This is a genomic window from Colwellia echini (genome assembly GCF_002843355.2).
Taxonomy (GTDB): domain Bacteria; phylum Pseudomonadota; class Gammaproteobacteria; order Enterobacterales; family Alteromonadaceae; genus Colwellia; species Colwellia echini.
The window spans coordinates 47,812-69,567 of record NZ_PJAI02000008.1; the positions used below are offsets into that span (position 1 = coordinate 47,812).

Annotated in this window: 19 protein-coding genes; 14 read left to right on the top strand and 5 right to left on the bottom strand. The window is 37.5% G+C overall.

Annotation, left to right across the window (positions count from 1 at the left end):
- Positions 1 to 3 precede the first annotated feature (3 nt).
- The 8 genes from CWS31_RS08730 (at position 4) to CWS31_RS08765 (ending at position 5,224) form a co-directional block, all read left to right on the top strand.
- A complete protein-coding gene (locus tag CWS31_RS08730) occupies positions 4 to 1,194 on the top strand; it encodes an amino acid aminotransferase (RefSeq protein ID WP_101344836.1) in 1,191 nt (396 codons plus the stop codon).
- Between the two features lie 628 nt (positions 1,195 to 1,822).
- On the top strand, positions 1,823 to 1,999 hold the full coding sequence (locus tag CWS31_RS08735; protein WP_101344837.1) for a DUF1328 domain-containing protein: 177 nt from the start codon (positions 1,823 to 1,825) through the stop codon (positions 1,997 to 1,999).
- Between the two features lie 48 nt (positions 2,000 to 2,047).
- Positions 2,048 to 2,239, top strand: coding sequence for a hypothetical protein (locus tag CWS31_RS08740; protein ID WP_101344838.1), 192 nt, complete (start codon positions 2,048 to 2,050; stop codon positions 2,237 to 2,239).
- Positions 2,240 to 2,490: 251 nt separating this feature from the next.
- Positions 2,491 to 3,405 (top strand): phospholipase A, encoded by a 915-nt coding sequence (locus tag CWS31_RS08745; RefSeq protein WP_101344839.1) that lies wholly within the window; start codon positions 2,491 to 2,493, stop codon positions 3,403 to 3,405.
- 93 nt (positions 3,406 to 3,498) lie between these two features.
- The gene (locus CWS31_RS08750; RefSeq protein WP_101344840.1) at positions 3,499 to 4,098 is read left to right on the top strand and encodes a DUF502 domain-containing protein; all 600 of its coding nucleotides are present in this window, start codon (positions 3,499 to 3,501) and stop codon (positions 4,096 to 4,098) included.
- A 72-nt stretch (positions 4,099 to 4,170) separates the two neighbouring features.
- The gene (locus CWS31_RS08755) at positions 4,171 to 4,497 is read left to right on the top strand and encodes a DUF883 domain-containing protein (RefSeq protein ID WP_101344841.1); all 327 of its coding nucleotides are present in this window, start codon (positions 4,171 to 4,173) and stop codon (positions 4,495 to 4,497) included.
- A 9-nt stretch (positions 4,498 to 4,506) separates the two neighbouring features.
- Positions 4,507 to 4,992 (top strand): hypothetical protein, encoded by a 486-nt coding sequence (locus CWS31_RS08760; protein WP_101344842.1) that lies wholly within the window; start codon positions 4,507 to 4,509, stop codon positions 4,990 to 4,992.
- Complete coding sequence (locus CWS31_RS08765; protein WP_101344843.1) at positions 4,985 to 5,224, top strand: hypothetical protein; 240 nt, start codon at positions 4,985 to 4,987, stop codon at positions 5,222 to 5,224. The genes CWS31_RS08760 and CWS31_RS08765 overlap by 8 nt, the downstream gene beginning before the upstream one ends.
- 21 nt (positions 5,225 to 5,245) lie before the next feature.
- Here CWS31_RS08765 and CWS31_RS08770 read toward each other — a convergent pair whose 3' ends face one another.
- The gene (locus tag CWS31_RS08770; protein ID WP_101344844.1) at positions 5,246 to 7,636 is read right to left on the bottom strand and encodes a fatty acid cis/trans isomerase; all 2,391 of its coding nucleotides are present in this window, start codon (positions 7,634 to 7,636) and stop codon (positions 5,246 to 5,248) included.
- Positions 7,637 to 7,883: 247 nt separating this feature from the next.
- Between CWS31_RS08770 and gmk the strand changes: the two genes are divergently transcribed.
- The 6 genes from gmk to recG all read left to right on the top strand — a co-directional run bounded on the left by gmk (position 7,884) and on the right by recG (position 14,962).
- The gene (gene gmk, locus CWS31_RS08775) at positions 7,884 to 8,534 is read left to right on the top strand and encodes a guanylate kinase (protein WP_101344845.1); all 651 of its coding nucleotides are present in this window, start codon (positions 7,884 to 7,886) and stop codon (positions 8,532 to 8,534) included.
- 104 nt (positions 8,535 to 8,638) lie between these two features.
- Complete coding sequence (gene rpoZ / locus CWS31_RS08780; protein ID WP_101344846.1) at positions 8,639 to 8,932, top strand: DNA-directed RNA polymerase subunit omega; 294 nt, start codon at positions 8,639 to 8,641, stop codon at positions 8,930 to 8,932.
- A 228-nt stretch (positions 8,933 to 9,160) separates the two neighbouring features.
- Positions 9,161 to 11,269: a bifunctional GTP diphosphokinase/guanosine-3',5'-bis pyrophosphate 3'-pyrophosphohydrolase gene (gene spoT, locus CWS31_RS08785; protein ID WP_101344847.1), complete on the top strand. Its 2,109-nt coding sequence runs from the start codon at positions 9,161 to 9,163 to the stop codon at positions 11,267 to 11,269.
- Between the two features lie 242 nt (positions 11,270 to 11,511).
- The gene (locus CWS31_RS08790; RefSeq protein WP_211355814.1) at positions 11,512 to 11,904 is read left to right on the top strand and encodes a RidA family protein; all 393 of its coding nucleotides are present in this window, start codon (positions 11,512 to 11,514) and stop codon (positions 11,902 to 11,904) included.
- 206 nt (positions 11,905 to 12,110) lie between these two features.
- Entirely contained in the window at positions 12,111 to 12,818 is a 708-nt protein-coding gene (gene trmH / locus CWS31_RS08795; protein ID WP_101344848.1) for a tRNA (guanosine(18)-2'-O)-methyltransferase TrmH, read from the top strand.
- Between the two features lie 50 nt (positions 12,819 to 12,868).
- Positions 12,869 to 14,962 (top strand): ATP-dependent DNA helicase RecG, encoded by a 2,094-nt coding sequence (gene recG, locus CWS31_RS08800; RefSeq protein ID WP_101344849.1) that lies wholly within the window; start codon positions 12,869 to 12,871, stop codon positions 14,960 to 14,962.
- 104 nt (positions 14,963 to 15,066) lie between these two features.
- On the opposite strand, the gene CWS31_RS08805 is transcribed toward recG, so the two are convergent.
- From CWS31_RS08805 to CWS31_RS08820, 4 genes are all read right to left on the bottom strand, one after another.
- Positions 15,067 to 15,702 (bottom strand): hypothetical protein, encoded by a 636-nt coding sequence (locus tag CWS31_RS08805; RefSeq protein ID WP_101344850.1) that lies wholly within the window; start codon positions 15,700 to 15,702, stop codon positions 15,067 to 15,069.
- Positions 15,703 to 15,789: 87 nt separating this feature from the next.
- Positions 15,790 to 16,794, bottom strand: a complete 1,005-nt coding sequence (gene asd / locus CWS31_RS08810) for an archaetidylserine decarboxylase (protein WP_101344851.1) — start codon at positions 16,792 to 16,794, stop codon at positions 15,790 to 15,792.
- Between the two features lies 1 nt (position 16,795).
- Complete coding sequence (locus tag CWS31_RS08815; RefSeq protein ID WP_101344852.1) at positions 16,796 to 19,672, bottom strand: glycosyltransferase; 2,877 nt, start codon at positions 19,670 to 19,672, stop codon at positions 16,796 to 16,798.
- A gap of 77 nt (positions 19,673 to 19,749) precedes the next feature.
- On the bottom strand, positions 19,750 to 21,516 hold the full coding sequence (locus tag CWS31_RS08820) for an aminotransferase class III-fold pyridoxal phosphate-dependent enzyme (protein ID WP_101344853.1): 1,767 nt from the start codon (positions 21,514 to 21,516) through the stop codon (positions 19,750 to 19,752).
- Positions 21,517 to 21,756: the final 240 nt, after the last annotated feature.

The following is a 21,756-nucleotide window of genomic DNA, read 5'->3' on the forward strand; positions in this document are numbered from 1 at the left end:
GCTATGTTTGGTCATTTAACCGCTATGCCGTCTGATCCTATTCTAGGATTATTAACCTCTTATAGAAACGATAACAACCCAAACAAAGTTGATTTAGGTGTTGGCGTTTATAAAGATGAGTTAGGTCACACCGCAGTATTAAACTGCGTAAAAAAAGCCGAATTACATCGCAATAACACTGAAGACAGTAAAGTATATATTGGTCCTACAGGCTCACCATTATTTAACACTGAAATGACCAAGCTTATTTTTGGTGCTGAGCATAAAGTACTGTTGGAAAACCGTACTCGCACTATTTCTACTCCTGGTGGTACTTGTGCTTTACGTGTTGCCGCAGACTTTATTCAAACCTGTAAAACGGGCGCGACTATTTGGGTAAGTAACCCAACGTGGGCGAATCATACCGGTTTATTTGAAGGCGCGGGATTACAAGTAAAAGTGTACCCTTATTATGATTATGAAAACAAAACTTTAGATTTTGATGGTATGTTAAATGCCCTGAAAGCAGTTAGCCGTGATGACGTAGTGTTATTACATGCTTGTTGCCATAACCCAAGCGGTATGGACTTAACCAATGAGCAATGGCAACAAGTAGTTGAAGTAACAAAAGACGTTGGTTTTACGCCATTAATTGATATGGCTTACCAAGGTTTTGGCGCAGGTTTAAATGAAGATGCATACGGTTTGCGTTTAATGGCTGATGCTGTTCAAGAAATGATTGTTTGTAGCTCGTGCTCTAAAAACTTTGGTTTATATCGTGAGCGTATTGGCGCTTGTACCGTGATTGCTCAAACAAGCAGTGCTGCCGATATTTCATTGTCTGTGTTATTACATGGCGTTCGTATTATTTATTCAATGCCGCCAGCGCATGGCGCCGCTATTGTTGAAACCATTTTAAGCTCCGACGAATTACGTAACGAATGGTATGACGAATTAAAAATAATGCGTGACCGTATTAATGGGAACCGTCAAGTACTGGTAGATAAACTGATTGAAAACGGGGTCACCCGTGACTTTAGCTTTATTGCCCGCCAAAGTGGTATGTTCTCATTTTTAGGCATTACCCCTGAGCAAGTACAACAATTACAAGATGAATTCAGTGTTTACATGGTTGGCTCTAGCCGCATGAGCATTGCTGGTATTGCGCAAAGTAATGTAGATTACTTAGCAAAAGCGATTGCTAAAGTATTGTAGCTTTACCTGAAATAAGCTCTGCTTAATAAATAGTAAACGATTTCAATTAATAAATAACCTGAATTCAGGATAATGAAAGTAAGTAGAATAATAATATCAATCACTTAGAAATTTATCTCTACAATAGTTTTAATTATTCGTAGTACAGGGCAGGAAAGCGAAGCCAATAATGGGTTATTGGGAGCTTTCAAAACGCAGTAATACGGATAATTAAGGCTGTTGTAGCATTTTGCTTACCCCGAACTCAGGTTAAATAGTAGACCAGTGCATCAAGATACTGGTTCGTCGACTATTGCTGCAAAAATGCCTTGATAACCATTCAAATAACATTATTGAGTATGTGAACACTTGTTTAGCGCATATTATTTTTCTATGTTTTTTCAAATTACCTCTATACCTTCTCACATTACCTATGCTTTTTACCTAAGCTTTCTCATAAACTCGGATAAAAATACAGCACACAGTGTAATTTTTACAATTCCTCTCTACTCTCTATTCATCTACTTCGACACCTTAAAAATTAAATCCCTTTAAAATCAATGAAGTAATGAAATATTTAAATCTGGTTTAGTAATTGCTTTAACTTAATGTACAAACATACTTTTAATAATTAATAAGGAGTTACATCATGTTATCGTGGGCATTAACGTTTTTTATTATTGCAATTGTTGCCGCAGTATTAGGTTTTGGTGGTATTGCAGGAGCAGCAACGGGTATTGCTAAAATTATATTCTTTGTTTTCTTAGTACTGTTAGTGGTGTCTTTAATAGCCAATGCCGTTCGCGGTAAAGGTCCCAAAATTTAGTTTAAACAAAATGAACATTAAATGATTAATTTACTCAAGGAGAACACCATGAAAGCAATAAAATATTTAACTAATACTTTAATTACTCTAACAGCTGTATTTGCATTATCTGCATGTAGCGATCAATTTGAAGAAGCAGGTGAAAAAGCTGACGAAGCTGTAACCGATGCAGGTAACGCGGTTGAAGACGCTTGTGAAGACGTAAAAGAAGGTGTTAAAGCAGAAGATCAAGACTGTTAATTTTTATCAATTATAATTGTTAACCATGAATATCAAGAATAAGTACTAGCCATAAAAATCTCCCCCCTTGCTTTTATGGCTAGTACTCCATAAATTTAAATATTTCTAAATTAAAACTGGCTCGTATTCGTTCCATAACTTTATGTTAGCTCTGCACATAACTTATATCATTAACGCGTTTGACGATCCTGTTCGATATTTATTGGCATATCAATTAATAAACATAATCATTAACTTACGAGTAATGCAGTATGAAAAACATGATTCAGATTTCACTAGCTGTTATCATCTCTAGTGTATCTTTTGTAACCTTCAGTCAAAGCACTCAAGTAGTAGATGAAAGTCCTGTAATAGAGACTGAAGCTAATGCTATTGAAAAAACAAAATCAATTTTAGATGACAAGGTTAAATCAACGAAAGAGTCAAATATTAACCCTTTCACTATATCTCAATATAAACGTAACTATATTCTGCCTATTACCTATATCACTAATCCCAACCCTGAGACTGGTGACAATATTGAGGCAAAATATCAAATTAGTATTAAATTACCCTTTTATCTTGAGCAAGATAAAAGTTCAGGTTTGTTTGTAGGTTTTACTACCAAATCATACTGGCAATTATATAGTAGCAGTTTGTCTAAACCTTTTAGAGCAACCGATTATGAGCCAGAAATATTTTATTCTTGGGCAAATGAATTATCGATATTAGGCTTTAAATTTAATGGTATTCAACTTGGTTTTAATCATCAATCAAATGGTCAATCCAACGAGTTTTCTAGAAGTTGGAATAGGTTGTTTGCTTCTGTGCTATTCAGTGATGATACTTCACTTTATTATATTAAAGCTTGGTACCGGATACCTGAAGGTGAAAAAGAAACAACACTGAGTGTCGACGGTGATGATAATCCTGACATTACCGATTTCCTAGGTAATATGGAACTTGGCTATGGCACCAAATGGGGTGATTTTGAACTAGTTGGCAAATTAAGAAATAACTTAAAATTAGATGATAATAAGGGCAGTATCGAGCTGAACATTAGTTATCCCATAACTGATAACTATGATATTTTATTGCAATATTTTAACGGCTACGGCGACTCATTAATTGATTACAATCGCCATCAGTCAAGAATTGGATTAGGTATGCAGTTAAAATTTTTCTAACCGAGACAGACGAATAATAAAATAAGCGTTCATCCGTTAAGGTGTAAAATTAAATTAGCCCGCTTTTAGTTCAATGTACAACAAGGACACTTTATGTCGACAAGAATCACCATGCTAATAATGCAAGGGCTACTAGCATTACTGCCTATTTCTCTAACCTTATATTTAATTATTTGGTTAGTATCTTCAATCGAGTCAAGCTTGACTGCATTAATCCCAAATAGTATTTATTTTCCTGGTTTAGGGTTGGTGTTAGGTTTTGCTATCTTGTTATTAGCTGGTTTGGCGGTGAATGCTTATATTGTTAAATCACTTATTCGCGTTAGTGGTAAAATGTTAGAAAGAATACCTGTGGTGAAAACCATTTATGGTGCGATTCAAGACGCGGTAAACTTAGTGAATATTAACAAACAACAAAAAATGAAAAGTGTTGTTTCCGTTAAAATTAGTGACAGTATTCACTTAATTGGTTTTGTTACCAGTTATGAAAGTGCGCAAACACTATTTAACAATGATGAAAAATTAGGGGTTTATGTGCCGCTAAGCTACCAAATTGGTGGATATACTTTATATATCGACAAAGACCAGTTAACACCACTTGATATAAGTGTTGAGACAGCAATGCGCATAGCCCTTACAGGAGGCAGTGTTCCTGCCTCTTCAGCCAATGAAAATAAAATGGCTGACAGCTAATTTTCTATTTATTGATAAGTGGCTACATTATATTTGAATTTAATTATTTTTTTTAACCGTTAGGAGAACACTATGACTACGTCAGCAAAAACGACTACCAGTAAAGCCAAAACAACTAAAGAAAATGCGCCTATTTCTAATACCCCTATTTCCGATAATGTTACTGAAACATTACATCAATCGGTTGATACATTAGGTGAACACGCCGCCAATGCTGAAACTAGAATACGTGAAACAGCTAGCCATTCATCTGAAACTATTGCTGATAAACAAATCCAGTTGAAAGAATATTGGGATCAGTCAAACGTGGGGAAATACGCTAAAGAAAACCCATTAGCTACCGCAGGCATCGCCTTTGCGGCAGGTATGCTGTTATCTTCATTTTTAAGAAAGAAATAGTCCTTAAACATGACAGAGTCTGCGCACCAAAAACAACCTGAAGACCAAGCTTTACCGCCTACGGATGATGTTAATCCGCAAGAGGTATTATCAGCTTGGGAAAGCGCGTTTAACAGCATTAAAACTCAATTGCGCAGTTACGCAACGTTAATTGCTGCAGATTTTCGGCTGTCAATTAAAGCGATTGTATTGGTGGTTGTTTGCATTGCCGCCATGGCTTGTTTAGGATTAATTATCTGGTTAATTTTATTAGTTGGCTTAACTTACGGCTTAAACAGCTTAGGGCTAGACTGGTTTTGGTGTCTATTAATAGTGCTCGGTTTAAATATTGGTGCGTTACTAGTTGTGAAACAAATTCTGAGTTCAGCCCTTAAATCAATTGAAATGAAATCATCAGCTGAGGTTATTTTAAATTCCGTTCAAGGGACTGTTAAAAACACCAATGCTGATGACATTTCTAAACATCAACATCAACAGAAAGAGCCTTATGTTTGATTTTCTAAAAAAAGACAAGACAAAGTTACAGCAAGCGACGATTAACGCACAATTGGCAACGATTCATTCACGCTTGCAATTAGAAGACGCTACTTTAAAAAGTAAGCTGTTTATCTCCTCGCCAACTGGCATTGCGACTATGTTTGCTGCAGGTTCAATTAACGGTGCGCTACCGTCGAAATACAATATCTCTGCATCAACTATCGCTTCCTTAATATGGAAAGCTTTTTAGAGTTTATAACGTATAAGTTCGTTACCTGTTTTCTAATCGATTAAAGTCAAGCACCCCAAACTGAATAGAGTCACGTTGCTTAAAGTAGCTGTGCATTGCATCAGTGTATTGCCAAAAATTTTCTGAACTTCGATACACGGCATATTTTTTTCTTAGCTGTTGGTAATCTTGCTCAGAACGCATTTTACTTAACTTATCCGCAAAGTCACTTAGCTCGTCTGTTGTTACAGAAAAGAAAGCGTTCGGATATGAAGTAATTAAACCTGGCGCAATAATAACGGTATCTTCCTCGCGAAGTCGCCTATCTTCTTCTTCAAATAAATGTGAAATATTGCTAAACACATTATTACGTATCAAGGTATAAAATTCACTTTCTTGGCTATTAACGTCAACAATTCGCACTATTGACGAGTTAGGAATAGATGACAAACTCTTCCCAACAATGCCATTAATTTCCTTTAACGCTGCAATAGTTTTCTTGTTATTTATACCGCTAGTAAGCGCATAACCTTTGTTAGAAACTTTAGAAAAGTACTGACGTAATTTCTCATACAGCTCGTTAAGCGGTTCATTTGTTTGGTAATTAATATCACTCTCTATAGTGGTTTGATTAGCATCATATAAGTATTGCTCAACCTCACTCACCGACCCTCTATACCAGTGTCCTCTTACTTTTTCTCTACTGGCTACAGGTAAGAAATTAAGAAAGTTAAATTCACCCTCCATACGAAGAAAGTCCATATAAACTCTGCTGTTTAACTGATGCCCAACATTACCGTATACGTCATACCCAGCCACTAATAAATAATGTATCCGCTCAAATAACGAGTAACTCAACACCCAAGTTGTTTGCGGTTTATCACCCACTAGCCCTTTTACCACAGAAGCAGAATCATTATGGCGAAATATTGTTAACGTGGCGTTGTCATTTTCGCCATCGCCATCCCATAACAGATCAAGATTTATATCGACATGATTCTTTATTTTCTTATCAATAAATTTTGATTTAGCAAGTAGGTAGTCTTTTTCCATTGCCGCATATTCTAACCAAGAGGTCGGTAAAGCATTGCTCTGATCTTCTGCAGGCAAAACAATCTTTTGTCGTGCTTGTTGCATAAATTGATCGTTATTTTCTATAAAATCTAGATCAGGTGACATAAATACCACCCAAAAGTGGTCATTAATCACATTAAGCGCAATGTTACCTCGACAAACAGGCCCTTTTATAAACTGCATAATGGTATTTTGTGCTTCGTCTAATAAATATCTATATCTAGACTGTACTGGTATTTGTTCAAAAGTTATAAATGGGTTAGATGCTTTATCAAGTTCATAAGAAGGTAACTGAGTAACTTCGTTAGGGGTTTCTAAAAACCATGTTGACCAACGCTCCATGCGCGGCGAATCAAGCTTAATTGGTAAATGTGATTTATGCGCGATACTTTCTACAACAGGCTGAATACGATAATAAACTCGCTCCACTTTTGGATCATCAAAAGGTCTACGAGTAAAAATTCCTTTTACTGGCTGACCTGGTGGCGTTGCTGATCTCACTAATTTAAAAAACTGAGTAGTTTCCGCTTTATCAAAGTAAAGATGAACCAAGAACAAATGTTCAAATAAATACCGGCTCATCAACTGGGCTTTTTTACTATTTTGATTTAAGAAGCTTTCCCAGTTATTTATCTGCTCTTGTGTTTCTTTATCAATGACTTTAGGTTCAGAATTTGTTGCTCCTTGCGCTAACCAATCAATAAGCAATTGATGCTCTTTATTGTTAACTGCAGGCAATCCATATGGCATACCATGTAACGGATAATCAACTTGATAATCATCAAACTCTGCAGCGGTTGAGCATTGATACTCTTCGTTTAAAGCAAAGTTAAACTCTTCAGGTAGTTTGTCATTAGCCGGTAAAGGGTTCGCCTGCTTTAGCAATAACATATTAGCCATCACGTTACTTTTTAGATTGCTTTTTAAATTGTTGCTCTGCTGATTTTGCTGAGCATCACTTGTAATTTCGCTTAGCTCAGTGACTTTATCAGGGATCACGGGAAAGAAGTCTTTCTCTCGCCACTCTGGCACTGTATGGCCGTCTTCAAACAAACGCGTTAAATTCGCTTGCAGTAATCTCTCACCATTATAAACGGGCTCTTTATTCGCACCTCGAGTTAAACCTTCAAAAGAACCCAATTTTAATTGACAGGGCGCGTCGTAACAGGCATGACAAACAACACATCGTTGCTCCAGAATAGGCTGTATATCACGCGAATAACTTACTAATGTATCGGTTTGAATAACTAAAGCAGAATCGGCAAGCAAAGGTTTTGCTGCAGGAGAAACGTATTGACTGGCTGCAATAACAACAATAGTAATAGCGATAAGCGCAATAACAATAAAACGTAAATTCATAATTAAAAGTAATACACCTAAGATAAGCAAATCAATAAAGCAGGAAGACTATGTTACAGCATCTGTAACTAAAATAGGAAAATAAGGCGGTTGTAACATCTCCATTTAAAATAATAAATACGCTTCAAGTGTTATAGGAATAAAACAGCAAGATATAAACTGTCTGAGATTTTTTTATGTAAATAGCGTAAAATACAGCTAATTTTATATATCTCAACCATATTCAAAAGTATTCAAGGAAAACGCTGTGATTGTTCCCGGTAATTTATTTATTCTTTCTGCGCCAAGCGGTGCTGGAAAATCAAGCCTTATCAAGGCATTACTAAAGCCAGAAAGCTTAGCATCAGCAAGACCTATGCAAGTTTCAGTTTCTCATACCACACGTGATCCACGTCCGGGCGAAAATAATGGCGAACATTATCACTTTGTTAGTGTTGAAGCGTTTAAAGCACAAATAGCTAATAATGCTTTTTATGAATACGCTGAAGTATTTGGTAATTATTACGGCACATCAGAAGCCGCAATAGATGCACAACTTGCGCAGGGTATTGATGTTTTCCTTGATATAGATTGGCAAGGCGCACAACAAGTTCGCATGAAAAAACCGAGTGTAACTACTATTTTTATTAGTCCGCCGTCTAAAGAAGAGCTAGAAAATCGTTTACGAGGCCGCGGCCAAGACAGCGAAGAAGTAATAGCTAGCCGTATGGAACAAGCGCAAGCGGAATGTTCTCATTACAAGGAGTTTGATTACATCATTGTCAACGATGATTTTGATCAAGCTTTGCTCGATCTTACTACCATAGTCAATAATCAACGTCTAAAATGCCGCCAACAAAGTATTGCCCAACAAGCATTATTCAGTAAATTACTCGAAAATGACCATAAAAAAGCATAAAACCCAACTGTTGCATTAGTGATCACTTGCTTAATTAGTGAGTGAGCAGTAAACTACGCAGCTATTTTGTAAATTATTATATTATTTTTAGTTGGAGTGACCAAATGGCTCGCGTAACTGTTGAAGATGCCGTAGAAAAAGTCGGTAATCGTTTTGATTTGGTGCTAGTTGCATCACGTCGTGCTCGTCAAATTGCAACGGGCGGAAAAGATCCATTGGTTGAAGTCGAAAACGACAAACCAACGGTACTTGCCTTGCGTGAAATTGAAGCAGGTTTAATTACTACAGATATTATGAACGTCTCTGATCGTAAACAACAAATCCAGCAAGATACTGCTGAATTAGATGCTGTTGCTGCGATTGTTGGTGGTCAACAAGATCAAGAAGAATTAAGCTAAAACTAATTTTCCAAAATTAAATAGAAAATTAGCTTAAGCCTTTAAAAAACGCGTACCTAACTCTGCTTCATTGACAGAAAGTGGTTACGCGTTTTTTATTTCCTCTTTGGCTTATTTTATTTTTCATTAGTTAGCTTTATTATTTCTTGTAAATAACGCGTGATGCCGCGTATTGTATCTATAATAGCTTTTAGAATGATCCTCTTTCCCCTCAATTTGGAGTATTAGGTGTACCTATTTGAACCTTTAAAAGAACTTAGCGCTACTTACCTATCAAAAGTACAAATTGATCTGTTAAAACAGGCTTATATTGTTGCGCGTGATGCCCATGACGGCCAAATGCGCTCAAGTGGCGATCCTTATATCACTCACCCTGTGGCTGTGGCTATTAATTTAGCTCAAATGCGCTTAGATCATGAAACATTGATGGCTGCGTTATTACATGATGTGATTGAAGACACTCCAGTAACCAAAGATGAACTCGCTGAACTGTTCGGTCATACCGTAGCAGAGCTCGTTGAAGGGGTGAGTAAACTAGACAAGTTAGAGTTTGATAATAAAGAAGAAATGCAAGCGGAAAACTTCCGTAAAATGGTACTTGCCATGGTGCAAGACATTCGCGTTATCTTGATTAAACTTGCCGATCGTACACATAACATGCGTACATTAGGCTCACTACGTCCAGACAAACGACGCCGCATAGCCCGAGAAACTTTAGAAATTTACGCGCCAATAGCTAACCGTTTAGGTATTCATGATATAAAAAATGAATTAGAGCTGTTAGGTTTTCAGGCACTTTACCCTATGCGTTCGCGCGCTTTAAAGTCTGCAGTAAAAAGTGCTCGCGGTAACCGCAAAGCAATTATCGATAATATTCAAAAAGAAATCACCTCACGCCTTGCTGAAAGTGGCATTCTCGCTCAGGTTAAAGGCCGTGAAAAACATCTTTATTCTATTTATAAAAAAATGCTCAACAAAGAACTAATGTTCAATGAAGTAATGGACATTTATGCTTTTCGTATCATAGTTGAAGATAAAGTAGACTGTTGTTATCGCGCATTGGGTGTTATGCATAATTTATATAAACCAATAGATACTCGCTTTAAAGATTATATTGCCATTCCTAAAACCAACGGTTATCAGTCATTGCATACGTCATTAATTGGTCCGCACGGTATTCCGGTAGAAATTCAAATTCGTAACGAAGATATGGATCAAATGGCAGACAAAGGTGTTGCTGCACATTGGTTATATAAACAAGATGGTGAAAACACTGGTACCACCGCGCAAATGAAAGCCCGTCGTTGGATGCAGAGTTTATTAGAATTACAGCAAAGTGCTGGTAGTTCGTTTGAATTTATAGAAAACGTTAAATCTGATTTATTTCCTGAAGAGATTTATGTATTTACCCCAGATGGTCGTATTATCGAGTTACCTATGGGGGCAACCGCGATAGATTTTGCTTATGCCGTACATACTGATGTAGGTAATTCATGCGTTGGCGTTAAGGTAGACCGTAAACCTTACCCTATGAGTCAACCAATAAAGTCTGGGCAAACTATCGAAGTTATCACCTCTAAGTCGGCACGTCCTAATGCCACTTGGTTAAACTTTGTAGTAACCGCTAAAGCCCGCTTACAAATCAGAACCTATTTAAGAAGTAGTGAAAAAGATGATTCACATGCGTTAGGCATACGTTTATTATCTCACGCTCTAGGTAAAACCAAGTTAAAAGACTTAGCCCAAGAAAAAATAGATGCTGTAGTTAAGCAAAGTGGCTACAAAAATTTTGATGAATTACTCACTAATATTGGGTTAGGTAATGCATTAAGTATTGGCGTTGCAAGGCAATTAACCGATGGTTTTACAGAAGATAACCAAATTACATCGACTGGCCAAAAAGCCAAAATGCCAATTAAAGGTACCGAGGGAATGTTGGTTAGTTACGGTAAATGTTGTCGCCCTATTCCTGGTGATGCCATTTTAGCTTACCTCAGTCCTGGTAAAGGCTTAATGGTACATCAACAAGGTTGCCGTAATATTAAAGGTCATGAGCAACGTAGCTTATTCCCAGTAAAATGGGATAGCGATATCGACAAAGAATTTATTGCTAAATTACGTATAGAAATTGTTAACCATCAAGGTGCGTTAGCATTACTTACCAATGTTGTGGCAAAATGCGGCTCAAATGTACACAGCTTAAACTCGGGTGAAAAAGATGCGGGCTTATATGTTATCGATATGGAAATAACCTGTCTTGACCGTATTCACTTAGCTGACATCATTCGTAAAATTAAAGTATTGGTTGATGTACAGCGCGTCATCCGAAATAAGTAATCAGTAATTCACTAGTTGATGACTACTAAATTACTAATAGATTACTAAATCACTACAAAATGTCACTGAACATAACAGTAAGTGACAATCGCCTCAGATAATATTCCAGCCGGTACACACAACTCGTGTTTATTGGCTGTTGTTATTTGTTATCAAAACCAATTATACGGTTTGATATTAGGCTACTTAAATGATGACCCATTATTTCAATGGGTATTATTATAAATTATATTATTGGAAGTATTATGAAAAGCATTATCAGTACAGACAAAGCACCAAGCGCAATCGGCCCTTATAGCCAAGCGGTTAAAGTTAACAACACGGTTTACTTATCGGGTCAAATTCCTTTAGTGCCAGAAACTATGGAAGTTATTGCCGGTGGTTTTGCTGAGCAAGCCGAGCAAGTATTTAAAAACCTAGTTGCCGTTTGTGAAGCAGCGGGTGGCGGCATTAACGACATGGTAAAAGTAAACATTTTCTTAACTGACTTAGGTAACTTTGCCACAGTTAACGAAATAATGAGCCGCTACTTTGTACAGCCTTACCCTGCAAGAGCAGCGATTCAGGTGTCTAAATTACCTAAAGACGTTGAAATAGAGATTGACGGGGTTATGGAAGTTCCTAGCGTTGACTAAAAATATGCTTCATGAATGTTATTTAGTCGGCGCTGTTCGTTCAAGTCACTTATAGACATAAGCTCCATGAACTCACAGCTTGACGGCTTTGCCTAAATAGCATTCATTTTGCCTATTTAACTGACCAAACTTGGTTAAAGTACTTAAGTTTAAATGATCAGTAGAATCACATAATAGCTCAAAATTATTTTAAAGATTATTCAAAAATGACTCCAGAAAGATTAGCTCGTATTAACACCATGTTAGACACTCGCCAGCCAGACTTAACGGTTTGTATGGAAGGTTTACACAAATCCCATAACTTAGCTGCGGTAGTACGTACTTGTGACGCCATCGGTATTAGCGATGTACACGCCGTTTGGAAAAGTGAAGAAGCCGAGGTGCGTGGTGGTAGTGCCGCTGGTAGCCAAAACTGGATTGATGTGCATAACTATAGTAAAACCGCTGACGCTATTGCCGCATTAAAGGCACAAGGCATGCAGGTTTTAGTAACTAACTTATCTGATACTGCGGTTGATTTTAGAGAGATTGACTACACCAAACCAACTGCAATTATTTTAGGACAAGAAAAATTCGGCGCTTCTAAACTTGCGTTAGAACTTGCCGATCAAGACATTGTTATTCCTATGGTTGGCATGGTGCAGTCATTAAATGTGTCTGTTGCTTGTTCTGTTGTTCTTTACGAAGCCCAGCGCCAGCGTGTTGCTGCTGGTATGTATAATACGCCACGTTTAAGTCATGAGCGTCGTCAGCGTACTTTATTTGAAGGTGGTCACCCTATTTTTGCTGAAGCTTGTCAGCGCAAAGGTTTGCCTTACCCTGAAATTGATGAAGACGGTCAAATTGTTGCTAGTGATGATTGGTGGCAAAAAATGCAAATGAACAAAAAAGCTTGGCAACAGATTGACGATTAACTAATCTGAACGTTACTATCTTGATGATTTTTAAATAATAAGAGTTATTTATGGCATTGGAAGCGCTAAGTAAATTATCACAAGTTCCGTTAAGTTCCTTTAAAGGTGTTGGGCCAAGTTTAGCTGAGAAACTCGCTAAAATTGGCTTGCTATCTGTGCAAGATATTCTCTTTCACCTTCCTCTTCGTTATGAAGACAAAACGCGCGTTAGTACCGTGCGCGAATTATCAGTTGGTTTATCAACTAATATTATAGGTGAGATAACCGATAGCCAAATAACACAAGGCAAACGCCGTATGTTAGTGGTTACTTTGCATGACGGCACAGGCAGCATCCAACTGTGTTTTTTCAGCTTTACTGCTAATCAAAAAAATAGCCTTTCTATTGGTAAAACCATACGCTGTTATGGTGAAGTTAAACGCGGCCCTCGTAGCTTTCAAATAGTCCATCCTGAATATAAATCTCTTGATGATGATAGAGAGTTAACTCAAGCCGAAGAAACCTTAACCCCTGTTTATCCAAGCACCGACGGTTTAAGACAAATATCACTACGCAGCTTAACCGAGCAAGCGCTAATACGCCTTGAACGCGGCCAAGTAGAAGAGTTACTGCCAAGCGATATTTTTGATGAACAATACTCGTTAAGTGAAGCGTTAAAAATCATTCACCGTCCGCCACCTAATGTTTCTATCGAACAATTAGAACAAGGTCGCCACCCTGCGCAACAACGACTGATCAAAGAAGAGTTACTCGCCCATAACTTAAGCATGCTTAAGCTCAGACAAAGTAGTGATGTACATGAAGCATTGTCGTTAGTTGGTGATGATAAAGTTACGCAAAAATTTCTCAAGTCTTTACCCTTTACACCAACCAATGCGCAAAGCCGTGTGGTCGGTGAAATAAAAGTCGATCTCGCTAAAACTCAGCCCATGATGCGCTTAGTACAAGGTGATGTTGGCTCAGGTAAAACCTTAGTGGCAGCACTTGCTGCGTTAACTGCAATAAGTGAGGGTTATCAAGTCGCGCTAATGGCGCCGACTGAAATACTCGCTGAACAACACGCCATTAACTTTGCTAACTGGTTTACCGACCTTGATATTAATGTAGGTTGGCTCGCAGGCAAAACAAAAGTAAAAGCCAAACGCATCGCCTTAGAGCAAATTGCCAGCGGTGAAATGCAAATGGTTATTGGCACCCATGCGTTGTTTCAAGCTGATGTGATTTTTAAAAATATGGTGTTAGTGATTATTGATGAACAACACAAATTTGGTGTGCATCAGCGTTTAACACTACGTGAAAAAGGCGTATTCGAGAACAAATATCCGCATCAATTAATTATGACTGCAACGCCAATTCCGCGCACCTTGTCGATGACAGCTTATGCCGATTTAGACTCGTCTATTATTGATGAACTACCACCCGGTAGAACACCAATCAACACTGTTGCATTGCCTGATTTACGCCGCGATGACGTAGTTGAACGTATTCGTAAAGGCTGTGTTGAAGATGGCAGACAAGCTTATTGGGTGTGTACACTGATTGAAGAGTCTGAGGTTTTACAATGCCAAGCCGCTGAAGACACTGCGTTATTATTACAAGAACAACTACCCGAGCTGAAAATTGGCTTAGTCCATGGGCGAATGAAAGCCGCGGAAAAACAACAAGTGATGGACACTTTCAAAAAAGGTGATTTACATTTACTTGTTGCTACTACGGTAATTGAAGTAGGCGTAGACGTGCCTAACTCTAGTTTAATGGTAATTGAAAATCCTGAGCGATTAGGCTTAGCGCAGCTGCATCAATTACGTGGTCGTGTTGGTCGTGGCTCGGTTGCTTCTTTCTGTGTATTGCTATACAAAGCACCGTTATCAAAAACCGCGACCAAACGTTTAGCTGTTTTGCGTGAAAGTAATGATGGTTTTGTTATCGCCGAAAAAGATTTAGAAATACGCGGCCCAGGAGAATTACTCGGTACTAAACAAACGGGTTTAGCTGACTTGAAAATTGCCGATTTATTACGAGATGGTTATTTAATTCCTGAAATAAAACAAAAAGCCTATTTATTATCACGCCAGTACCCTGATTACGCACAAGCATTGATCCATCGTTGGCTAGGTAATAAAGAACGCTATTCAAACGCTTAAGGTTTAGAGACTATACCCTAGGCTTTAGGGGCTAGCCCCTAGTTTTTTACCTAGAGCCTAGCTCTTAATCACCTTCGTTCCCACGCTCCGCGTGGTAATGCATATTAAGCCGCTTTAACTGTTTCTTTTGGTGTTTCCTCATACCAATCAGTCATTTCATCATACATTTCACCTTTAAGAAGATAGTATGGTGATTTGTAATAAATTTTAATGTCATGAAATGGGTCGGTAACAATTTTGCAAAACCATACACAGCCTGATTGCACACCCATTAATTTGAACAAGTGCAGCGTACGAAAAATAATGGCGCCAAAACCAATAAACAACCATGATAGTGCAACGTGATTTAGATATTGCTCAAACGTTACGCCGCTTACATCAAGTAAACCAAACAGATTAGGACTAAAGTATAAAACCACAGGCGCAGCAGCCCAAATAGATAACAACACCACTTTGCGCTGTAGGTTGTACCCTACTTTTATACTTTCTTTATAGTCATGCGTTGCTTCATTGACTTTGTCATAGGTTTTTGGCTCAAAAAAGAAATGCCCTGTTTGACGTAAGGTCATTGATAACAACCAACCAACAAGCGCTGCCGCAGCTGGAGAGTAAAAAATAAGAATATAACTTGCTACAAAACAGCAAGCGCTTAACAAGTGTAGAAATTGATTGATGCGATTATGATGATAAAAGCGGTGATCATCCCAGCGTTGTTTTTGTAATTCTTCTAAAAATGTCATAAATCATCCTTTGAGTAATAATAAAATTGTTTAGTTACTATTTAGTTGCTTAATTCGCTATTCACTTAGTTCTTTTTCGCTATCAGTTCAATTAACCTCTGTCATTTTCTCATCATGCCCCATTAATAACGCTTGCCCCATGTTTACTCTAGTTCCACTAGTAATGCCTTCACACAGCTCATAATTAGCAGTGGCGAACAAAATAATAGTAGAGCCATGTTCGAAATATCCCATCTCATCTCCTTTGTTAAATGATGCGTTACATTCCAATTTATTGGGGCCTTTATATTTAAGGTTTAACGCATCTTTGAGAAAGTTAAATTTCATACAAGCAACTAGCACAGCAGCAACAGGCACCAGTGTAATGCTATGGCTTTTATGTGGCGTTTTAAGTTCAATTACTGCACGTTCATTCCGGCAAAATAATCGTTCAATGCGCTTTAAGGTGATCGGGTTTACATTCCATGTATCACCTGAAATATAAGTGACGCTTTTCACTTCGCATTCAATTGGCGCATGAAAACGATGATACATACTCGATTTCAAACGTAGAGTGATAAACTTACCGTTTTTGTATTTGTTATTAAGATGAAAGTCAGGAATTAATTCACTTATTTCATAAGGAAAGCCTTTAGCTTGAAATACCGTTTTCCCGTCTATTTCACCGCACTCACCAACAATGGCATCACATGGGCTGGTCACTATATCTATATCGTTATCAACCGGACGTAAACCTGGTTTTAATTCACGGGTGAAACAGTCATTCAAACTGCTGAACGACGATTTTTTAGCGTCTTCAAGTTTTAAATCTTCAGCAAAAACTTTCCACAACATAATCGACAGTTTAGTTACCAATGGCTGTTCAATTTTGCTGAACCAGCCCATAAATAAAGTTAAATATCGGCGCGGAATGCGGTTAGTGAGTAAAAAATTTAACTGCTCTGATTTAGTTAGCTTTGATGTTTCTTGCTGCTGATTTTTTATTTCATAACTATTTATAGAGCTACTTATCTCGCTACTTATATTGCTATTAATAGAGCTATTTTCAGGACTAGTTGCGGTGCTACTTTTATCGTTATTAGCTATATCCATATTAAGCAACCGTCCTTTGCTTTATCGGCTCTATTTCTATAGATTGTTGATCTTTTATGTCTGCAATCAAACTGGCTATAGGCGGCGCAAAGTGTAGCTCCGATGTTGCATTTGTCGAGTTACCAACACTGTTGTTTGCTTTGTCTGTAGCTAAGTTATAACCCTCTGGGATATCTAAGCCAACATTAGCCATAAAGGCACTCATAATGGGCTCTGCTTGGTATTCTCCTGCACGAATAAACGCATTGTCGCGCATTGTTTTTTGCAAGTTTTCGGATTGGAAAAACTCAACAACAGCAGCGGCCATATCAGCCTTTGTTTCACATAAAAAGCCATTTTTACCATGCTCGATTATATCTTTCGGCCCTTTACAGTTATATGCCAAGGTTGGCATACCGTGTACAAATGATTCTAAAATCACATTACCAAAAGTGTCGAATTTTGACGGAAAAATAAATAAATCTAAGCTTAAATACAGCGCAGCCATTTGCTCTTTGCTTTGCCAACCTAAAAATGTAGCGTCTGGCATTACTTCACTAAGGGCTATTTTCAACTCATCAGTCGCAGGCCCTGAGCCAGCTATCACTAATTTAAGGTTAGGTATTTTTTCTTTGGCTTTGGCGATTATCACAGGTAGGTCAAACAAACCTTTTTCTTTGCTGATTCGACAAGCAATAAATAAAATTGGCGTATCTTGATTTGCGCCTAGCACTATGTCGCTTTTATTGCGTTTAACTATGCGTTGGTTTCTTGCTTGCGTGTGATGCGCGGTTAAAAATATTTTATCTTCATCAAGTTGCATTTCGTGACTACTAAGCCATTGCTGATGCTCGCTATTTAACACAAATATACCGTCAAAGCGGTTATACAAGGCGCGCATTAAACGGCGTACCCGATCACGTTCATATTGATTTAATTCTGTACCATGCTTAATAAAATCAATCCAATCGGTGTGCATAAAAAAGTAGTTAGGTACGTTAAACATTTGTTGTAAAAACAACGACACTAACGCCATAGGCCCTTCGGTAGAGCAAATAATACGGTCGTAACCTCCTTGGTAGAATATTTGCGCAATGGCCATCAAATCAGGAATACGAATTTCTTGTTCGCCAAACTTTTTCACCATAAAGGTAGTGATGGGTTTAACCACATATAAATGCGGTTCAGGCATTATATGGTTATCACACACCAGAAAGTCGATGGGTAAATTAGCTCTTTGTGCTTCCGCTAATTTTCCTGAAAGTGAATTAGATACACCGTTTTTATCACGCAAAGTGTCAGTTAAATACAAAGCGCGTTTGGGGTGGCTATTTTTACCTATTTGCTTGGAAAAATCGTTAAGCAATACTCGGTTTTGATACAAAACACGAGTTGAAGCTAAAGATGCTGCAGCTAATAGCGTAGTAATTAAAAAAGGGAAAGAGACTTTATCTAACAATTTTTCAATATTGATATTACTGAGGTTGTCTTGCCCCTTGCTGCTCCCTAAAAATAGGGCTGTAAGTTGGCTAGGAATTTCAAATTTACGAGTTATTTCTTCTGTGGTGAAGCTTTCTAGTTTTGGCCCTTTGTTATTGGCAAGCACACCTTCAATACTGTCTGCTATATGTTCGTTCAAACGAGTGAACAAACCATTTATTGATGAATTAACGGTTGTGGCAAAAGCTTCTGGCGAATGTTTTTTGCTTTCGGCTATTTGTTCTAAATATTCAATACAAAAACGAAACTTTTTAGGTACATTCCATTTAATTAATTTACTCGGTTTTTTACCTTGCATCGCATCATGGATAAATCCAAAGAACTTCATCGCATATTTATTTTTTTGCATTTCAAGCAAAATATTACTTACCGCAAAACAGCCTACTTTATCTAACGGAGAGCCGCGGTGTAACATAATACGGAAAAAACCTGGGTCTTCTATTTTAGTGGCAACCTGTGAGAAATAATCAAGCAATGCGATATTTAATTTCTCGTTTTCAGCCACTTGGCCAAATACTGCAACATTACCTTTTTTAATAGCTTCAAGGGCGAGTGATGACGCGCTTTGTGTTTTCAAACGTTGTTGTAGGTTTTCAACATATAACTTTGAACCACATTGACCAGCAAAAATACCGGTATGATCGTCAGAGCCACCGGTTAATATTTTATCTTGGTAGGGATCAACAGCAAAATCATAAGGATTCAAGTCATGTTTAGCGGCATAAGCAATAATTTTTTCACTCGTTAGGCTTTGTGCCCAATTCAAAGTTAATACACTTTGCCATAAATCACGTTGCCCATTTAATACTTCAAAGCGTGAAAAAATAACGGCAAATTTTTCGAATAAGCCAATATCTATTTTTTCATTTCGAGTATAAAAATAAAGCGGATGCGGAAGTATTACTGGAATGTCATTTTTAGCGGCGTATTTTAAAAAACTATAAACATCACTACGTAACTCATTTAATATAGTTTCTTGCTCTTTATTAAAACCATAGGTTAATACGTGTATAAACAAATCATATTCGGGGAAGTAGCAAGTAAATTCTGCAGCAACTAATACATCTTCGCCCTTGGCAATTAAATCCCAACATGAACGAGCATTGTTATGATTGGTTACCGTAAATACATCGCAGTTATTTTTCTTTAGTAATTTAGCTAGCTTTTTGGTTTTCAACCATGTTTCAGGCAAGCGTAAAATACGCCCCCATAATTCGTCAGGTATATCGCTGTTATGATCATGGCAATGTAAATCAAGGGTTAAGCAATTTTCTGGCGAATACTTAGATTTTTGTTCAGTTAAGAATTTTTCAAATTCATTTTTTAATGATAAGCGAAAGTCGCAAGTTATTGGCGTACTAAATTGTTCAGCTGGTATAGATGTCTTTGAATTATTCATTAACTTCCCTTTTTCACTCTCAGTTAGAGTGCTTAGCTTGAATGTTTGGTTAGTGTGCTGTTCATTAATTATATTGTTTAGCTACTTTTTACCGTGTTAACTGACTTAAGCGTTTTAACTGCCTTAGTTGTTTTTAACATTAACGGGCTAGGAAAAAACTTAGCCAGCAACGGTGAATATGCCGATACCATGTCGTATACAAACTGCTGTTTTATGCTTTTATTGGTTAAAGTGCTTGATTGCCACCACCAACCGTCTGCTGCCATTTGTTGCGCCGCAGTGATAAATTGTTCAATAACTTGGTCAAAGTCTGCGTCGGTAAAATCGAAGCTCATAATCATTCTGCCGCTACCAATCCAGCTCAGCTCTAATTGGTTAGCACGTAAATAAAACTGAAACATCCAGTTATAACGGCTAGGTTTGGTATAAATAACCGACAAAATACTTTGCATATTGGTTATTTTTAAAGGTAAATCGGCTTGTTGCAAACATTGGTTAAACTTAGCAACACGTTTATCCCATACCGATTCAATATTTTTATATTGTTGTTGAATGTCAGGCTGTTGAATGCGAGTTAAAAATTCATTCATTGCTGCCATCACATAAGGATGTGAATTAAACGTGCCACGCGCTAATGACACATGCGCGGGTTGTTTATCTTTATAGCGTTTCATTAACGCATGGCTACTAGCAACAACGCCTATGGGCAAACCTCCACCAATAGTTTTACCGTAAGTCACCATGTCTGCTTGTACATCAAAATACTGTTGTGCGCCGCGATAACCCAAGCGAAACCCGGTAAACACTTCGTCAAAAATAAGTACTATGTTTCTTTGTGTACAAATTTCTCGAATACGTTTTAACCAATCGCTATAAGCGGCTTTGTTAAAATTGGTGGCGCGTAAACTACCAATTAAGCCAACATCCGAAGCTGAATCAGCATTAGGATGAAAAGCTTGTAGCGGATTAATTAATACGCAAGCGATGTCATTGCGTGTAGATAAAACATGCAGGGTTTGCTCGCTTTGGTCGTTTAAGGTGTAAACGTCATTTACGTCTCGTTGATTACCAACACCAGGCTGCACTCCGTCCCACCAGCCATGATAAGCACCACAGAAGCGAACTAAATATTTTTTTCCGGTGTTATATCGAGCAAGCCTAACTGCCTGCATTACTGCTTCAGTACCCGACATGTGAAACGACACTTCTTCAAGACCTGATATACGCTTAATAAAATCAACATTTTCAGCAATAATTGGATGATATGGCCCTAATACAGGTCCTAATTCAGCAACACGTTTACTACCTGCTGAAATGCAGCTTTTATAAAAATCATAGCCAAAAACATTCACTCCATATGAGCCTGAAAGGTCATAACGCCAGTTACCGTCTAAGTCTTTAATTTTCGTGCCTTGCGTTTCTTTAACAATATTACTTAAGGTAAAAGGTTGAGGTAACTGATTTCTAAATGGGAAGGGCACCCGATAATTACTAGTGAATTGTAAATCAGACACGCTTTGCTGCAGGCCGTATGAAAACTCAATTGTTTTGGGAGATTGCGCCGCCATTCGATCTTTTAACTGATGAAATGCTTGTTTACGTTGTGTTGCTATATTGATTGGTGCGCCATCTACCGCAAAGTAGCTGTCTTCTTTGTATTCAAAAAATTTAACTTGTTTAGCTAACCGACGAGACCATTTACTGTGGCCTCTAAGTGATGGGTGTTTAGCTTTTGATAATGCTAAACGAATGCGAATTTTATTAAGCAGATATATTATTAACCCAAAAATTGCGATAATTTGTGCGATTTCTATGGTAATTGCTATGCTATTTGTTTCTTCCATTAACATGTCCAATTCACTAATTTATAGCAAAAGTAGCATGCTTATTTGAACTATTTATTTCGATTTGATTGCGGTTTTATAGTACTTTTATTGCACAAATATTTCAGCGATAGATTAACTGAAAATTATACTCTAGTGGCTTAGATGAACTTAAATTCAGGTTTTTCGTTCCATTCCTTAAATCTTAAAGTGATAAAAAATAACATTTTAAAGCATCGAATTAATGCAATAAATTCAATA